At 70.6% G+C, this 15,413-nt stretch carries 13 protein-coding genes and 2 pseudogenes; 8 read left to right on the plus strand and 7 right to left on the minus strand.

The features are described 5' to 3' along the window. Positions 1–3 precede the first annotated feature (3 nt). The gene (locus SD460_RS42535; protein ID WP_318307623.1) at positions 4–1,389 is read left to right on the plus strand and encodes a family 2B encapsulin nanocompartment shell protein; all 1,386 of its coding nucleotides are present in this window, start codon (positions 4–6) and stop codon (positions 1,387–1,389) included. Continuing rightward, a complete protein-coding gene (locus SD460_RS42540) occupies positions 1,386–2,396 on the plus strand; it encodes a polyprenyl synthetase family protein (RefSeq protein WP_290060026.1) in 1,011 nt (336 codons plus the stop codon). The genes SD460_RS42535 and SD460_RS42540 overlap by 4 nt, the downstream gene beginning before the upstream one ends. A gap of 308 nt (positions 2,397–2,704) precedes the next feature. On the opposite strand, the gene SD460_RS42545 is transcribed toward SD460_RS42540, so the two are convergent. Continuing rightward, entirely contained in the window at positions 2,705–3,829 is a 1,125-nt protein-coding gene (locus SD460_RS42545; RefSeq protein WP_290060025.1) for a CapA family protein, read from the minus strand. A gap of 369 nt (positions 3,830–4,198) precedes the next feature. Here SD460_RS42545 and SD460_RS42550 point away from each other — a divergent pair, with 369 nt between their 5' ends. From SD460_RS42550 to SD460_RS42570, 6 genes and pseudogenes are all read left to right on the plus strand, one after another. Then, complete coding sequence (locus SD460_RS42550) at positions 4,199–5,173, plus strand: substrate-binding domain-containing protein (RefSeq protein ID WP_318307624.1); 975 nt, start codon at positions 4,199–4,201, stop codon at positions 5,171–5,173. 117 nt (positions 5,174–5,290) lie between these two features. Continuing rightward, positions 5,291–5,761: pseudogene (locus SD460_RS47050) on the plus strand (ATP-binding cassette domain-containing protein); the annotation flags it as partial. Positions 5,762–6,079: 318 nt separating this feature from the next. Next, a pseudogene (locus SD460_RS47055) lies at positions 6,080–6,784 on the plus strand (ATP-binding cassette domain-containing protein); the annotation flags it as partial. Next, a complete protein-coding gene (locus SD460_RS42560) occupies positions 6,781–7,806 on the plus strand; it encodes an ABC transporter permease (protein ID WP_290060021.1) in 1,026 nt (341 codons plus the stop codon). The pseudogene SD460_RS47055 and the gene SD460_RS42560, both read left to right, overlap by 4 nt. A 3-nt stretch (positions 7,807–7,809) precedes the next feature. Further along, positions 7,810–8,466 carry a FadR/GntR family transcriptional regulator gene (locus tag SD460_RS42565; protein WP_290060019.1) on the plus strand — a complete coding sequence of 219 codons (657 nt, stop codon included), beginning with the start codon at positions 7,810–7,812 and terminating at the stop codon, positions 8,464–8,466. Positions 8,467–8,537: 71 nt separating this feature from the next. Beyond that, positions 8,538–9,617: a glycoside hydrolase family 88 protein gene (locus tag SD460_RS42570; protein ID WP_290060018.1), complete on the plus strand. Its 1,080-nt coding sequence runs from the start codon at positions 8,538–8,540 to the stop codon at positions 9,615–9,617. A 49-nt stretch (positions 9,618–9,666) separates the two neighbouring features. Here SD460_RS42570 and SD460_RS42575 read toward each other — a convergent pair whose 3' ends face one another. The 6 genes from SD460_RS42575 to SD460_RS42600 form a co-directional block, all read right to left on the minus strand. After that, a complete protein-coding gene (locus tag SD460_RS42575) occupies positions 9,667–10,977 on the minus strand; it encodes a DNA polymerase IV (RefSeq protein ID WP_318307625.1) in 1,311 nt (436 codons plus the stop codon). Position 10,978: 1 nt separating this feature from the next. Next, positions 10,979–11,290 carry a transcriptional regulator gene (locus SD460_RS42580; protein ID WP_290060016.1) on the minus strand — a complete coding sequence of 104 codons (312 nt, stop codon included), beginning with the start codon at positions 11,288–11,290 and terminating at the stop codon, positions 10,979–10,981. After that, complete coding sequence (locus SD460_RS42585) at positions 11,287–11,907, minus strand: hypothetical protein (protein WP_290060028.1); 621 nt, start codon at positions 11,905–11,907, stop codon at positions 11,287–11,289. Before SD460_RS42585 ends, SD460_RS42580 begins: the two co-directional genes overlap by 4 nt. Positions 11,908–11,953: 46 nt before the next feature. After that, a complete protein-coding gene (locus tag SD460_RS42590; RefSeq protein WP_290060015.1) occupies positions 11,954–12,685 on the minus strand; it encodes an ABC transporter permease in 732 nt (243 codons plus the stop codon). Beyond that, on the minus strand, positions 12,682–13,581 hold the full coding sequence (locus SD460_RS42595; protein ID WP_318307626.1) for an ABC transporter ATP-binding protein: 900 nt from the start codon (positions 13,579–13,581) through the stop codon (positions 12,682–12,684). Before SD460_RS42595 ends, SD460_RS42590 begins: the two co-directional genes overlap by 4 nt. Before the next feature lie 153 nt (positions 13,582–13,734). Beyond that, the gene (locus tag SD460_RS42600; protein ID WP_290060013.1) at positions 13,735–15,306 is read right to left on the minus strand and encodes an alpha/beta hydrolase; all 1,572 of its coding nucleotides are present in this window, start codon (positions 15,304–15,306) and stop codon (positions 13,735–13,737) included. Between the last annotated feature and the right edge of the window lie 107 nt (positions 15,307–15,413).

The following is a 15,413-nucleotide window of genomic DNA, read 5'->3' on the forward strand; positions in this document are numbered from 1 at the left end:
GCCGTGACCCTGACCGAACCCACCCCACAGCAGGCGTTGGGGGTCGCGGCCGCGCGGACCCTGGCCACCACCACCAAATCCCGCCCCCAGATGCGCGGCATCACCCCCCGCTGGCTGCTCACCCAGCTCCCCTGGGTCGACGTCCCCGCCGGCAGCTACCGCGTCACCCGCCGCCTCACCTACACCCTCGGCGACGGCAAACTCTCCTTCTACACCACCGGCTCCCAGGTCCAGGTCGTCCCCGCCGAACTCACCGAACTCGCGCTGCTGCGGGACTTCGCCGACGAGGCCGCGTTGCAGGTGTTGGCGGGGGCGTTCGAGCACCGCGAATACGACCCCGGCGCCGTCCTCCTTCGCGAGGGGGCGCCGCTGGACATGCTGATCCTGATCGCGCACGGCAAAGTCACCCGCCACCGCGCCGGCCCCTACGGCGACGACGCCGCCCTGGCCACCGCCACCGACGGCGACCACCTCGGCGCCGACCTGCTCACCCGTGACGACGCGACCTGGGGGTTCACCGCCCGCGCCGCCACCCGCGTCACCGCCCTCGTCCTGCCCGCCTCGGTGTTCGCCCGGCTCAACGGGCGCCTGGAATCGCTGCGCACGCATGTCGCCGAGGCGGCCGCGCGACCTCGGAAGCCGCAGAACAGCAAAGGCGAAGCCAGCATCGACCTCTCCGCCGGGCATGACGGGGAACCGTTGCTGGCCGGGACGTATGTCGACTACGACCCGGCCCCGCGGGAATACGAACTCGCCGTCGCCCAAACCGTGTTGCGGGTGCACAACCGGGTCACCGACCTCTACAACACCCCCCACAACCAGCTCGAACAACAGCTGCGGCTGACGGTGGAAGCGTTGCGGGAGCGGCAGGAGCATGACCTGATCAACAACACCGACTTCGGGCTGCTGCACAACACCGACCTCAAACACCGTCTCACCACCCGCACCGGGCCACCAACACCGTTGGACATGGATGATTTGTTGTGCCGGAGGCGGAAAACGAAGTTCTTCCTCGCCCATCCCCGCGCCATCGCCGCGTTCGGACGGGCGTGTACTGCCCACCGGGTGTATCCGGATGTTGCGGTGCTGGACGGGAAACGCGTCCAGACCTGGCGCGGGGTCCCGATCCTGCCCTGCGACAAGATTCCGGTGACCGAGACGGGCACGACGTCGATCCTGGCGATGCGCACCGGCGAAGACGACGCCGGAGTGATCGGCCTACGGCCTAAGGAGCTTCCGGATGAGCATCAGCCGGGGGTGAACGTCCGGTGGATGGGGATCAGCGAACGCGCGATCACCTCCTACCTCGTCAGCGCCTACCACTCCGCCGCCGTACTCGTCCCGGATGCGTTGGGCGTACTGGACGACGTGGAGGTCGGGCGCGCATGACGACCATGGACGCGCGCACCGCGCCCCGCTCCGTCGCCGATGTCCTCGCGTGGAGCAAGAGCCTCGTCGACCCGGCGCTGCGCACCGCCGCGGAACGGCTGCCGGACACGATGCGGCGGGTCGCCGGCTACCACTTCGGCTGGTGGGACGCGCAGGGCGAACCGTCGTCCGCGGACGGCGGCAAAGCGTTGCGGCCCGCGCTGGTCCTGCTGTGCGCGGAAGCCGCGGGCGGCGACCCGGCGGACGCCGTGCCCGCGGCCGTCGCGGTCGAGCTCGTGCACAACTTCTCGCTGCTGCACGACGACGTCATGGACGGCGACACGACCCGCCGCCACCGCCCGACGGCGTGGACGGTGTTCGGCACCGGTCCCGCGGTGCTCGCCGGGGACGCGTTGCTGAGCCTGGCGTTCGAGGAACTGACTCCCGAAGGCGCGAAGCTGCTTTCGCAGGGCGTGCTCGACCTGCTGGAGGGACAGGCCGCCGACCTGGACTTCGAGCAGCGCGACGACGTGACGCCACCGGAGTGCGTCCGGATGGCCACCGGCAAGACGGCGGCCCTGATCGGCGCCGCCTGCGAACTCGGCGCCCTCCACGGCACCCGCCCGGCGGCCCCGTTCGGCGCGTTCGGCCGGGCGGCGGGCTTGGCGTTCCAGCACGTCGACGACCTGCTCGGCATCTGGGGCAACCCCGCGGAGACGGGCAAACCGGTGTACTCGGACCTGCAGAACCGCAAGAAGTCCCTCCCGGTGGTGACGGCGCTGTCGTCGGGCACCGAGGCGGGCGCGGAGCTGGCGTCGCTCTACGAAGGCACGGACCCCCTGGACGACACGCAACTGACCCGCGCGGCCGCGCTGGTGGAGTCAGCGGGCGGCCGCCAGTGGAGCCAAGCCCAGTCGGCGGCCCTGGTGGCGAAGGGCCTGCGGGAGCTGTCGTCGGTCACCCCAGCCGCCCGCCCGGCGGCGGAGCTGGCGGCACTGGCCCGGCTGATCACGACCCGGACGCACTGAGTCCGGAGGGGGAATGGCTCGGCGCGCAGGTTGGCGCGCCGACGGGGTAGCACGTGCGGTCGGCGCGGCCGCACGTGCCCACGCCGAGCGACCCGCTCGAGCCACAGCGAGCCACCGCACCGGCTCGCCCGCACGCGAGGCCCGGCACCGCCACCCGGGCCCAGACGCACCTCGCCCGCCGACCGCCCACGCGATCCGCACGTCAGGGCGCGAGTCATCGACCGGCTCGCCCGCACGCGAGGGCCCGGCACCGCCACGCGGCCCCCGCCGCGCCTCGCCCGCCGCGGGAAGCAGGCCGGCCGCGCAGCTCACTTGCCGGGGCGGGTCAAGCCGTCCTCGTCCGCCTTCAGGCTCAGGATGTTCTTGTCCGTGTCCGCCAACGCCTTCGTCACCGGCCCCGACCTCTCCGAAGTCGACAAGTCGACCAAGCGGATCGGCGCGTCCAGCTTGATCAGCGTCGGCACATACTCCGCCTTGTCCACCTTCCACCGCTCGCCGTCACGCACGAACCGGAACCGTGCCGCCGCGCCCTCCTCCGTGTCGCCGCGGGGCTCGGAGTGGCGGGCGATGCTGTTGCCGAGCCCGTAGGCCACCCACTTGTCGCCGAGCTTCTCGAACGGCTGGACCACGTGCGCGTGGTGGCCGATGATCAGGTCGACGTCGTCCGACGCCAGGATCTTCTTCGCCTGCGACCGCTGCTCCGCCGTCGGCTCGTGCTGGTACTCCACACCCCAGTGCAGGCTCGCGATCACAACCTGCGCCCCCGCCTCGCGCGCCTTCCGCGCGGCCGACAGGACGTCGTCGACGTCGATCTGGTTGGCCAGCCACGGTTTGCCGGCCGGCACCTTGATGCCGTTGAACCCGAAGGCGTACGACACCTGCGCCACCTTGACGCCGTTGACGTCCACGACCAGGGGTTTCGCCGCTTCCGACGCCGAGCGCGCGGAGCCGGTGTGCTTGATGCCCACCGCGTCCAGCTTGTCGAGGGTCCGCTTCACACCGTCGGCGCCCTGGTCGATCGTGTGGTTGGACGACGTCGAGCACGTGTCGTAGCCGGTGTCCTTGAGCGCGTCGGCGATCTCCGGCGGCGCGCTGAACGACGGGTACCCGCTGTACGGCCCGCCTTCCGGCGCCAGCGGCGTCTCGAGGTGGCAGATCCCGAGGTCGGCGCCGGAGATCAGCGGCTGGATCCCGGCCAGCAGCGGCCGGTAGTCGATCTTGCCGCCGCCGTCGGCCTCGGCCTGCTCGGTCAGCGCGGGGTGGATGAGGACGTCGCCGGTCGCGACGACGCTGAACGAGCCGTCCGGGGCAGCCGCCGAGGACGACGCCGTCTCCGGGAACGGGGTCGGGGCCGGGCCGGACTGCGGCGGGCTGCTGCAGCCGGCCACCAGGACGGCGACTCCGGCGAGCGCGGCGACGCGGTGCTTCGTCATCGGTCCCCCTCCTGACGTGGTCCGGCCATCCTGCCAGTCGGGCGAACCCGGCAGAGAGGGCATCCCGGTCATCACCAACTCCCACCACAGTCGACAACACCGCTCAGAACATTCCCACAGGACAAAACCGGACAACGCGCAGCCCAGCGGGGAAAAAATACGATAAATGGCGCCCTCTAATGCCACGATGCAACTACGGAGAGTAGGTCTCGCTCCGCTAACTGCGGCTTGACGCTCCACGAACGGGTGTTTTGTAATACCAGTCACTCGGTAGTAACCGGCCCGCAACACTCGTCCCCGGTCCCATGGGAGCACTCGATGTCCACATACCCGCACAGGTCCCGCACCTGGAGCGTTGTTGGTTGTTGTTTGATTTCCGGCGTCCTGATGGCCTCGTGCTCCTCCGGTAAGGACACGGCGGCCCCGCAGCAGCAGGCACCGGCCAACGGAAAGATCACGCTGTACTACCTGCAGAAGCAGGGTGACCAGCAGTACTTCGTCGAGCAGGCCCAGGGCGCGCAGGAGAAGGCGAAGGAGCTCGGCGTCGAGCTCAAGGTCGTCAACCTCGGCCAGGACGCCAACAAGGCGATCACCGAACTCGACGCGGCGGTCGCGCAGGGCGCCAACGGCGTCGCCATCGTCGTCCCGGACCAGGCCATCGGCCCGCAGGTGATCGACAAGGCGAAGAGCGCGGGCATCCCGCTCATCGCGTCCGACGACGTCATCAAGGACGGCACCGGCGCGAAGGCCGCGTTCGTCGGCTTCAACGGCAGCCAGATGGGCGACTCGGTCGGCACCGAGGCCGGGAAGCTGTTCAAGGCCGCCGGCTGGACCGCCGCCGACACGAAGATCATCAGCGCCTACAAGCAGGACCTCACCGTCTGCACCGACCGCGTCAACGCCGCGAAGGCCGCGTTCCAGAAGTCGGGCGACCCCGGCGTCCAGGTGATCGACGTCGGCACCGACAACTCGCCGGTCGACGCGCAGAACCGCGCCGGCGCGGTGATCGGCTCCAACCCGGGAGTCAAGCACTGGGTCGTCTGGGGCTGCAACGACGAGAACGAGACGGGCGTCGTGACCGCGCTCGCCAACTCCGGCGTGCAGGCGAACAACATCATCGGCGTCGGGCTCGGCGCGTACCTCACCTGCAAGGACTGGGCCGCGGGCAAGGACACCGGCAACAAGTCCGCGCTCTACATCTCCGGCGCCGAGGTCGGCCGCTCGGCGATCCAGGTGCTCGTCGACAAGGTGAAGAACGGCAAGGAGCTGCCCGCGGAGACGATCGCGAAGACCACGATCGTCAACAAGGACAACTACAAGCAGGCCGGCGTCAACTGCACCTGACCGACCCCTCGTGAGTGTTTAGGACGGTTAGAACCGTCCTAAACACTCACGACCGCCGTACGGAAGGCGACCATGTCCTCCTCTTCACCCGCGCTCGCCGTCGAGGGCATCGGCAAGCGCTTCTCCGGGGTCACCGCCCTCGACGACGTCTCGCTGGAGTTCCGCTCCGGCGAAGTCCTCGCGCTGATGGGCGAGAACGGCGCCGGGAAGTCGACGCTGCTGCGCGTGCTCTCCGGCGACCAGGGCCCGGACGACGGCCGGCTGCTGCTGGACGGCACCGAGGTCGCGTTCGACACCCCGCGCGCGGCGATGGCCGCCGGCGTCCGCGTGATCTACCAGGAACCCGAGATCATCCCGCACGTTTCGGTGGCGGAGAACGTCTTCGTTGGCGAGCTCCCCGCCAAGGCCCGGGTCTTCAACCGCCGCACGCTCATCAAGGCCACGCAGGACGCGCTCGCCGAGTACGGCTTCGAGGGCGTACTCAACCCGGCGACGCTCGGCGTCAAGCTGTCGGCCGCCCAACGGCAGATCGTCGAAATCCTGCGCGTGCTCACCGCGGCCACCCCGCCGAAGGTGATCGCCTTCGACGAACCGACGTCGTCGCTCTCGGAGCACGAGGTGGAGGCACTGTTCCGGCTGATCGGCCGGCTGCGCGACAGCGGCGTCGCGGTCGTCTACGTCTCCCACCGGATGAAGGAGATCTTCCAGCTCGCCGACCGCGTCGCCGTGCTGCGCGACGGCAAGCTCGTCGGCGTCCAGCAGGTTTCGGAGACCGACGAACCCGGCCTGGTCCGGATGATGATCGGTCGCGACCTCTCGGCCCTCGAGCGCCGCGTCACGCAGGACACCGGCGACGTCGTGCTGGAGCTCGACGACGTCACGACCGACGACGTCACCGGCATCTCGCTGCGGGTCCGCGCGGGCGAGGTCGTCTGCCTGGCCGGGCTGGTCGGCGCCGGGCGTTCGGAGCTGGCCCGCGCGATCGTCGGCGACCTGCCGATCCGCTCGGGCACCGTCACGCTCGACGGAAAGCGCTTGCGCGCGAGCAATCCCGGCGACGCCGTGAAGGCCGGCATCGGCTTCGCGCCCGAAGAGCGCAAGACGGACGCGTTGCTCATGCAGCGGTCCGTCCGCGACAACATCTCCATCTCGGTGCTGGACCGCCTTCGCCGCTTCCGCGTCGTGAAGCGCGCGAAGGAACGCGCGCTCGTCGAGGAGTACGTGCGTGAGCTTCGCGTGCGGACGCCGTCGATGGAGCAGGAAGTCCGCAAGCTGTCCGGCGGCAACCAGCAGAAAGCCGTGCTGGCGCGCTGGCTCGCGCGGCGGCCGAAGCTGCTGATCCTCGACGAGCCGACGCGCGGGGTCGACGTCGGCGCGAAGGCCGAGATCTACCGGATCATCGACGGCCTAGCAGCCGAAGGCATCGCGCTGCTGGTCATCTCCTCCGACCTGCCCGAGGTGCTGACGCTCGCCGACCGCATCCTCGTGATGCGCGCCGGACGGCTCGCCGGCGAGATCGGCCGTGAAGAAGCGACCGAGGAAGCCGTGCTGACCCTCGCCATCCCCGAAACCGAACCAGCCGTGGAAGAAGCCCAGGAGATCGGCGCATGAGTACGCCCACGAAGGAAACCGCGGCTCCGGCCGCCCCGGCGCAACCGAGCGCCGCACGCCGCGTGCTCACCGGCATCGGCGTGCAGAACTCCAGCCTGATCATCACGCTGATCGCGTTGATCGTCCTGCTGAGCATCCTGAACGACAACTTCCTGCGCACCAACAACCTGCTGCTGATCGGCAGCGCGATCACCATCATGGGGCTGCTGGCCCTGGTCCAGACCCTGGTGATCATCCTGGGCGCGCTGGACATCTCGGTCGGGTCGATGGCCGGGCTCGCGTCGGTGATCTCGGCGATGGTGTTCACCTCGACCGGCAGCGCCGGGGTCGGCATCCTCGCCGCGATCGGCGTCGGCATCCTCTGCGGCCTGATCAACGGCATGATCATCATCTTCGGCCGGGTCAACCCGGTGGTCGCGACGCTGGCCATGCTCGCCACCTACAAGGGTGTCGCGCAGGTGATCTCGGACGGCAAGTCGCAGGGCTACACCGGCGGCGACGACCTGTTCATCTTCCTGGCCAAGGGCGCGATCGCGGGCCTGCCGTCGCTCGTGTGGGTGTTCCTGATCGTCGCGGCGATGCTGCACTTCCTGCTCAAGTACACCGACATCGGCCGCAACGTCTACGCCATCGGCGGCAACGACACGGCCGCGCGGCTGGCCGGCATCAACATCAACCGGTACATCATCGGCGTCTACGCCCTCGCCGGCGTGGTCGCGGCGGTCGCGGGCATCCTGATCACCGCGCGGACCGGCTCGGGCCAGCCGGTGTCCGGGTCCGAGGGCCTGGAGCTGCAGGCCGTCACCGGCGCCGCGCTCGGCGGCACGATGCTCAAGGGCGGCCGCGGGTCGATCATCTCGACCGTGCTCGCGGTGATCATCCTGGGCGTGCTCGACAACGGCATGTCCGGCCTCGGCATCAACCCGTTCTGGCAGAACGTCGCCCACGGTGCCCTGCTCGTGATCGCGGTCGTGCTGCAGCAGCTGCGCAGCGGGGAGCGCCGCGTCGGCCTGCCCGAGTAGCGGGTGAACCTCCACGCCCGGATCGTCGACGAGCTGGGGCGGCTCATCGTCGAAGGCGTCCTCGGGGACGGGCAGCCGCTCGTCCCCGAGGAGCTCGGGCGGCGCTTCTCGGCGTCCCGCACGGTGGTGCGCGAGGCCCTGCGCGTGCTGGAGTCCAAGGGCATGGTGACCGCGCGCCCGCGGGTAGGCACGTGGACGCTGCCGCCCGAGTCGTGGGACGCGATCGACCCGGACGTCATCGCCTGGCGCGTCGGCGGTCCCGACCGCGGCGAGCACCTGCGGGAGCTGCTGGAACTGCGGCTGATGCTCGAACCGCAGGCGGCGCGGATGGCCGCGCGGCACCGGCGGCCCGACGAGCTGTCGGCGATGGCCGCGGCGTACGAGCTGATGGCGGACGCCGTCGAGCGGTCCGACGCGGCGGCGTTCCGCGAAGCCGACTCGCGGTTCCACGCGGCGCTGATCCGCGCCTCGGGCAACGCGCTCATCGCGCAGTTGCGGGTGCCGGTCGTGGCGGCGTTGCAGGCGCACGGCGAGCCGATGGAGCTCGTCGCGCATTCCCGCGTGCTGACGCTGGTGCTGGCGAAGAACGCCGACGGCGCCGAAGCCGCGTCACGGAGATTGCTGGAAACCGTTGCGCCGTACCGCTCACCGGCACCTTGACACGCCCAGCGGGAAGCGCTTCACTCGCTGCGACCGACCCGCCGCCATGACGTGCTGAGGAGGACGCTTCCATGCGTTTCCCGGGTATTCGTGGTTTCGGCGTGCTCGCGGCCGCGGCCGTGGCGGGCAGTTTGCTGACGGCGCCGGTCGCGTCCGCCGCCGTTTCCTGCGCCGTAGCGGACGAAATGGTCGCCGCGGGCAACTACTGGGCCGCCAACGGGACGAACCCCGACCCGGCGGACTGGCAGAACGCGACGTTCCACGTCGGCAACCTGGCACTGGTCCGGACCACCGGCCAGTCCAACCACAAGACGTACCCGTGGGCGCAGGCGAACGGTTACCAGCTGCCGTCCGACCCGAAACGCCCGTTCTTCCCCGACAACCAGGCGGCCGGCGAGGCGTACCTGGACCTCTACACCTACTTCCACCCGGAGATCCCGCTCGACTCGATCCGCACCCGGATCCAGGACGAGGTGGCGTCCGTGCGGGCGGGCCACCGCGACTACTGGAACTACGTCGACGCGCTGAACATGGCGATGCCGTCGTTCGCGCGGATGAGCCTGATCGACCACGATCCGTCCTATTTGGACGCGATGGACCAGCTCTTCCGGTCTTCGGAGCGCAAGCTGTTCAACGAGCGCACGGGGTTGTGGTACCGCGACGCGCGGTTCACCGGCTCGGGCGTGTTCTGGTCGCGTGGCAACGGCTGGGCGCTGGCGGCGTTGACGAAGGTCCTGCAGGTGCTGCCGTCCGACGACGTGCGACGGCCGGAATACCTGCGGGTGTACCAGAAGATGGCCTCGTCGCTGGCGTCGGTGCAGCGCCGTGACGGTTTCTGGAACGCGGACCTGCTGAACCCGCGCAACCACGGCGGCCCCGAGACCAGCGGCACGGCGTTCTTCGCGTTCGGCATCGGCTGGGGCGTCAACGCGGGCATCCTCCCGGCTTCGCGCTTCCGCCCGGTGGTCGACAAGGCGTGGACGGCGCTGTCGACGACGGCCCTGCAGGCCGACGGCAAGGTCGGCTACGTCCAGCCGGTGGGCGACCGCCCGGCCACCGCACGCCAGACCGACACCGCGGCTTACGGCGTCGGCGCGTTCCTGCTGGCCGGCCAGGAAGTGGCCAAGCTCCAGGGCTGCTCCGCCGAGTAGGTCGTGAGTGTTAAGGAGGGTTAGAACCCTCCTTAACACTCACGACCGGTCAGCGCAGGCAGTCGCCGGGGTCGCCGCGGCGGAGGGACGGGTCGGTCTGGGGAAAGGTGCGGGCCACGCCGGGGCCGCTGGTGCGGTGCTCGAAGCGGACCGTCACGCGGCCGTGGCCCGCGCCCTGGACCCAGCCCGTGCCGAACTCCTCGTGGACCACGTCGTCGCCCTGGCGCCACTCCGAAGGGGCCGCCGGCGCCGGGGTGGCCGCGGTGACCACCGTCGACGCCGCAGGCACCGGAGGGGCGGCCAGGGTGAACAGCGCGTCCTGGTGGGGCACCGAAAGGCCGCTGTAGGCCACGCCCGCCAGCCGGATGCCACCGAACTCCGCCGGGTCGAGCAGCAGGCGCTCGGCCGTCGCCGCCAGCTCGGCCAGGTCGTCGGTCGGGGCGGAGATCGTCTCCGAGCGGGTCACCGTGTGCATGTCGGTGTGGCGCAGCTTGATCACCACCGTCCGCGCCACGCGCTCGGCCTTGAGCAGGCGCTGGTGCGCACCGACGGCGATGCGGCGGACCTCCGCCCGCAACGTCGGCAGGTCCTTGATGTCGGTGTCGAACGTCGTTTCGGCGCTGACCTGCTTGGTCTCCGCGCGCCCGGCCACCGGGCGGTCGTCGGCGCCGGTCGCGAGCCGGCGCAGATCGCGGCCGACCACGCCGCCGAGCGTGGCGACCGCATCCTGTTCGGACAGTGCCGCCAGCTGCCCCAGCGTCTGGACGCCGATGAACCGCAGCTTGCCCTCCGCCACCGGGCCGATCCCCCACAGCGCGCGCACCGGCAGCGGCGCCAGGAACTCGCGTTCGGTGCCCTGCGGCACGACCAGCAGCCCGTCCGGCTTGGCTTCGTCGGACGCGATCTTCGCGATCTGCTTGCCGTTGCCCGCGCCGATCGACGCCACCAGCCCGGTTTCCGCCCGGATCCGCGCCCGCAACGACGCGCAGAACTCCGTGACGGCGTCGAGTGAAGCACCGACGAGCGACGGTGGTTCGGCGAAGGCTTCGTCGAGGGAGATCTTCTCCAGCACCGGCGCCACCGCGGAGACGACGGCGAACACCTCCTGGCTGAGCCGCTCGTAGACGCGGAACCGCGGCGGCACGATGACGCCGTTCGCCGGCAGCAGCCGCCGCGCCTGGGCCATCGGCATGGCCGACTTGATGCCGAACGCCCGCGACTCGTAGCTCGCGCCGGCGACGACCCCGCGCGGGCCGAGGCCGCCGACGAGCACCGGGCGCCCGGCCAGCGTCGGGCGGGTGAGCTGCTCGGCCGAGGCGTAGAAGGCGTCCAGGTCGAGGTGGATCACCCAGCGGGCCACGTCAGTCGCCGCCGGTGGCGTCCAGCAGCTGGTGGAGCGCCTGGGTGTAGCTCTCGAACGCCGCGCGGCCGGCCGCCGTGAGCCGGACCAGTGTGACCGGCGTGCGGTGCTCGTAGGCCTTGGTGATCTCGACGTACTCGGCGTCCTCGAGCTTGCGCAGGTGCGTCGAGAGGTTGCCGGCCGTCATGTCCAGGAGCTGCTGCAGCCGAGGGAAGGTGATCTGGTCGCCGGTGCGCAGCCCGGCGAGGGCGACGGTGACCCGCAACCGCGCCTGGGCGTGGATGACCGGGTCGAGCTGCGGCAGGTCGCTCATCGGCGCTTCTCACGGGCGAAGTACACGATCGAGGCGAGCAGGAAACCGCCACCGCCGCAGACCGTGAGCACGAGGAAGTTGTGCGGGTAGCCCACGAGGACGCTCGCCGCCGCCGACACGATCATCCACGCGCCGAGGCCGTACATCAGCTTGTCCTGCCAGACCATGCCGCCCGCCAGGTACATCACGCCGGTGATCAGCAGCCAGGTGCCCGACCACAGCAGCGACACCTGATCCGCCGAGAGCACCTGGAACTGCGTGATCCGGATGTCCACGACCATCAGCCCGAGCGCGGCGAGCGCCCAGCCGTAGCCGTACATCGCGCCGACCGTGCGGGACGGCCCGCGGATGCCGCGGCCGGTGCGGATGCTGGCGTACGTCGTGTAGGCCATGGCGCCGAGGAACAGCACCGGGACGACGATCGCGCCGGCCACCCAGCCGGGCACCGCCACCCAGGACCGGGTGGTGAGGTAGGTGAAGCCCCAGCCGACGATCCAGGCGAACGCCCAGGCCGCGAGCATCCGCGCCGGGCCACCGCCGAATTCGCGCTGGTTGCGCCGCGACTGCTGAGCGATGAGGTTCAGCGACTCCTCGGCCGACATCGGCTCGTCTTCCACCCGGACCGCCCCTCTCCCGTACACCTGCACGGAAGCTAACACGCAGCTAGAGCCGCGCCGTGTCCAGCCGGAACCGGCGCATCACGACCAGTGCCGGCACGATCAGCCAGCCGGCCAGCACGAGCACCGCCACCCACGTCCCGGACGCGTGCGTCAGGGGGTCGAGACCGACCCGGCGCAGCCAGTACGTCGGCACGAAGTGCGCCACCGTCGCCATCCAGCCGGGCAGGATCTCCAGCGGGATCCACAGCCCGCCGAGCATGCCGAGCGGCATCATGAGCGCGCCGGTGACCGCGCCGACCGTGTCGCCCTTGCCGAACAGGCCGATGGCCAGGCCGAGGACGGCGAACGGGAGCGTGGCCGCCCACAGGAACACCAGCTGACGGCCCCATTCGGCCATGGTGAGCGGTTCGCCGCGCAGGAAGCCGACGAGGAAGATCGCGAGCAGCACCGGCAGGGCGACGGCCATCGCCGACGCGACCTTGACGGCGAGGTAGCCGGGGCCGCGCATCGGCGTCAGGCGGAGCTGGCGCTGCCAGCCGTCCGTGCGCTCCTGCGCCACCCGGGTGCCGGTGAACAAGGCACCGCCGCTGGCGCCGTACGCGGCCATGCCGATCATCGTCTGCGTGCTCGAATGCAAGCCGTTGTCCAGGACGTAGTCGCCGAAGATGGCACCGAAGAGCAGGTACATGACCACCGGCATGCCGATGGTGAAGATCGTGAACTGCGGGCTGCGGGCGATCCGCTTGATCTCGAGGGTCAGGTAGGTGGTGTTCACGCGGCGGCCTCCTCGGCGGTGAGCGCCAGGAAAGCCTCTTCGAGGCCCAGCGCGGCGATTTCGATGTCGGCGGCCAGCGGGTGCGCGGTGAGCAGGGCGCGGACGGCGGCGTCGGAGTCCGCGCAGGCCAGCTCGGCGCGGCCGGCGCGCAGCTGCACGCTCGTGACGCCGGGCAGCGCGGCCAGGTCGGCTTCGGTCGCGCCGGGCACGACCGCCTTGAGCACGCGGCCGGACACCGCGGCCCGGACCTCGGCGACCGGGCCGTCGGCGACGACGGCGCCGTGGCGCATCAGCACCACGCGGTCGGCGTAGTCCTCGGCCTCGGCGAGGTAGTGCGTCGCGAACAGGACGGTCCGGCCGGTGGCGGCGAACTCGCGGATGGCCGCCCAGAACGCCCGCCTGCCGTCGACGTCCATCGCGGCGGTCGGCTCGTCGAGTACGAGCAGCTGCGGGTCGCCGGCCAGCGCGAGCGCGAACCGGACCCGCTGGCGCTCGCCGCCGGAAAGCTTGCCGCAGCGGCGTTTGACGAGGTCCGTCAGGCCGGCGCGGGCGAGCACCTCGGCCGCGGGCAGCGGCTTCGCGTGCGTCGAAACGACGAGGTCGACGATCTCGCCGACCGTGACGTCCGGCAGCAGCGCACCGTTCTGCATCATCGCGCCGACGAGCCCCCGGTCGACGGCCTGGCGCGGGCTGCCACCCGCGACGGTCACCTCCCCCGCGTCCGGCTTGGTCAACCCGAGCAGCATGTCGACGGTGGTCGACTTGCCCGCGCCGTTCGGCCCGAGCAGCGCGACGACCTCGCCGCGCGCGACCTCGACGGACACGCCGCCGACCGCCGTGACCCGGCCGAACCGCTTGGTCAGGCCGTGGAGTGCGAACGCCGGTCCCCCAGTCATGGCGTCCCCCTTTCGTGGACTTTGCGTTTCAAACTCGACCTGCACTTTGTAACACAAAGTCCACGCACCTTCAAAGCCCCCGGCGTCGGAAAGCACGAAAAACGGGGTGCCGGGCACTGGGCCCGACACCCCGTTCTTCAGGGTTTCCGCAGGTCAGCCGGCGAACCGCCCGGCAACCAGGCCCTGCGTCGCGGCGACGTCAGCCTTCGCGGCGGTCGGCGCCGGTGGCGTCGGCAGCGGCAGCGGGGCGCACTCGACGTCGGCCGTGCGACCCGGCTTGCGGGCCGGGAGCGCGCCCGTCGCCAGGTAGTCGGCGATCTTGTTGTCGACGCAGGCGTTGCCGCGCGGGGTGATCGCGTGGCTGGTGCCGCCCGGCTCGGAGATCAGCGACGCACCCGGGAAGCGGCTGCGGACCTCGAGGCTGCCCTCGAACGGCGTCGCCGCGTCGAGCGTCTCGTCGATCATCAGGACGCTCGGCACGCCCTTGCCGTCGATCTTGGTCGGCTTCCCGGCCTTCGCGGGCCAGTACAGGCAAGGCGCGTTGAACCAGGCGTTCTGCCAGGTGAAGTACGGCGCCTTGGTGAAGGTCTTCCAGTTGTCGCGCTTCCACTGGTTCCAGCTCTGCGGCCACTGGACGTCGGTGCACTGCACGGCGAGGTAGACCGCGTAGCCGTTGTCGTCGCCGCGGCCGCCGAAGGCCTCGAACAGCGTCTTCCAGTTCTGCCAGTCACCGTTGTTGACGAACCGGGACAGCGCGTCGCCCAGCAGCGTCCACCGCAGCTGGTAGTAGCTGGCCTGCTGGATGACGTCGAGGATCTCGTCCGGGCCGATCACGCCGCCCGCCGGGTTGAACTGCGCCTTGAGCAGCTGCTCGTTGACCACGCGCTGCACCGCGGACTGCGTCTTGCCGAGGTGGTAGGCGTCGTCGTGCTGGGCGAGCCAGCCGAACCAGATGAGGATGTTCTGGTCGAAGGCGATGTCCTGGTTGAGGTTGTCGCCGTACCAGACGCCGCGCGGGTCGACCGTCGAGTCGAGCACCATCCGGCGCACGTTCTGCGGGTACAGCGTGCCGTACACCTGGCCGAGGTAGGTGCCGTAGGAGTAGCCGTAGAAGTTGAGCTGCCGCTGGCCGAGCGCCTTGCGGATCGAGTCCATGTCCTGGACCGTGTCCGTCGTCTTCATGTTCTCCAGCAGGGCCTTGGAGTTGTTCTTCGCGCAGGCCTCGGCATACCCCTTGGAGCGGTTCAGCCAGGTCTTCTCCAGCTGCGGGGTGAACGGCACGTACTGGGGACGGTTGTAGTCCATGTAGTTCGGGTCGCAGCTCAGCGCGGGCTTGCTGGAACCGACACCGCGCGGGTCGAAGCCGACCCAGTCGTAGGCGTCCCCGGCGTGATTGGGCACGCGCGGCCCGCGGGTGGCCAGCAGCAGGCCGGACCCGCCGGGCCCACCGGGGTTGGTGAGCATGACGCCCTGGTACTGCGCGTCGGGCACCTTGTGCTTGACGCGGCTGACGGCGAGCTGCACCTGCTCCCCGGCCGGCTTGCGGTAGTCGAGCGGCACCCCCAGGAACCCGCACTCGGCCCCGGCGGCGACGAGCGTCGGATCGGTGCACGCACCCCAGGCGATCGACGCCTCCTTCGCGGGCGCGGCGCTCGCGGCCGGCGCGGCCACGAGCGTGGACGCCACCGCGGCGGCGGCCACCGCGGCGAAAACGGCACGTCTCACTGTTTTCTCCCTTTCCCCTGCGACTTCGGGCGGGTGAACCCTAGTCCCGGACGCGCTTTCCGGGCAGGTACGAAGGGGCAGGGCCCTACTAAAGGCGGAAATCGGAT

The sequence above is a fragment of the Amycolatopsis solani genome (genome assembly GCF_033441515.1).
Classification (GTDB): Bacteria; Actinomycetota; Actinomycetes; order Mycobacteriales; family Pseudonocardiaceae; genus Amycolatopsis; species Amycolatopsis solani.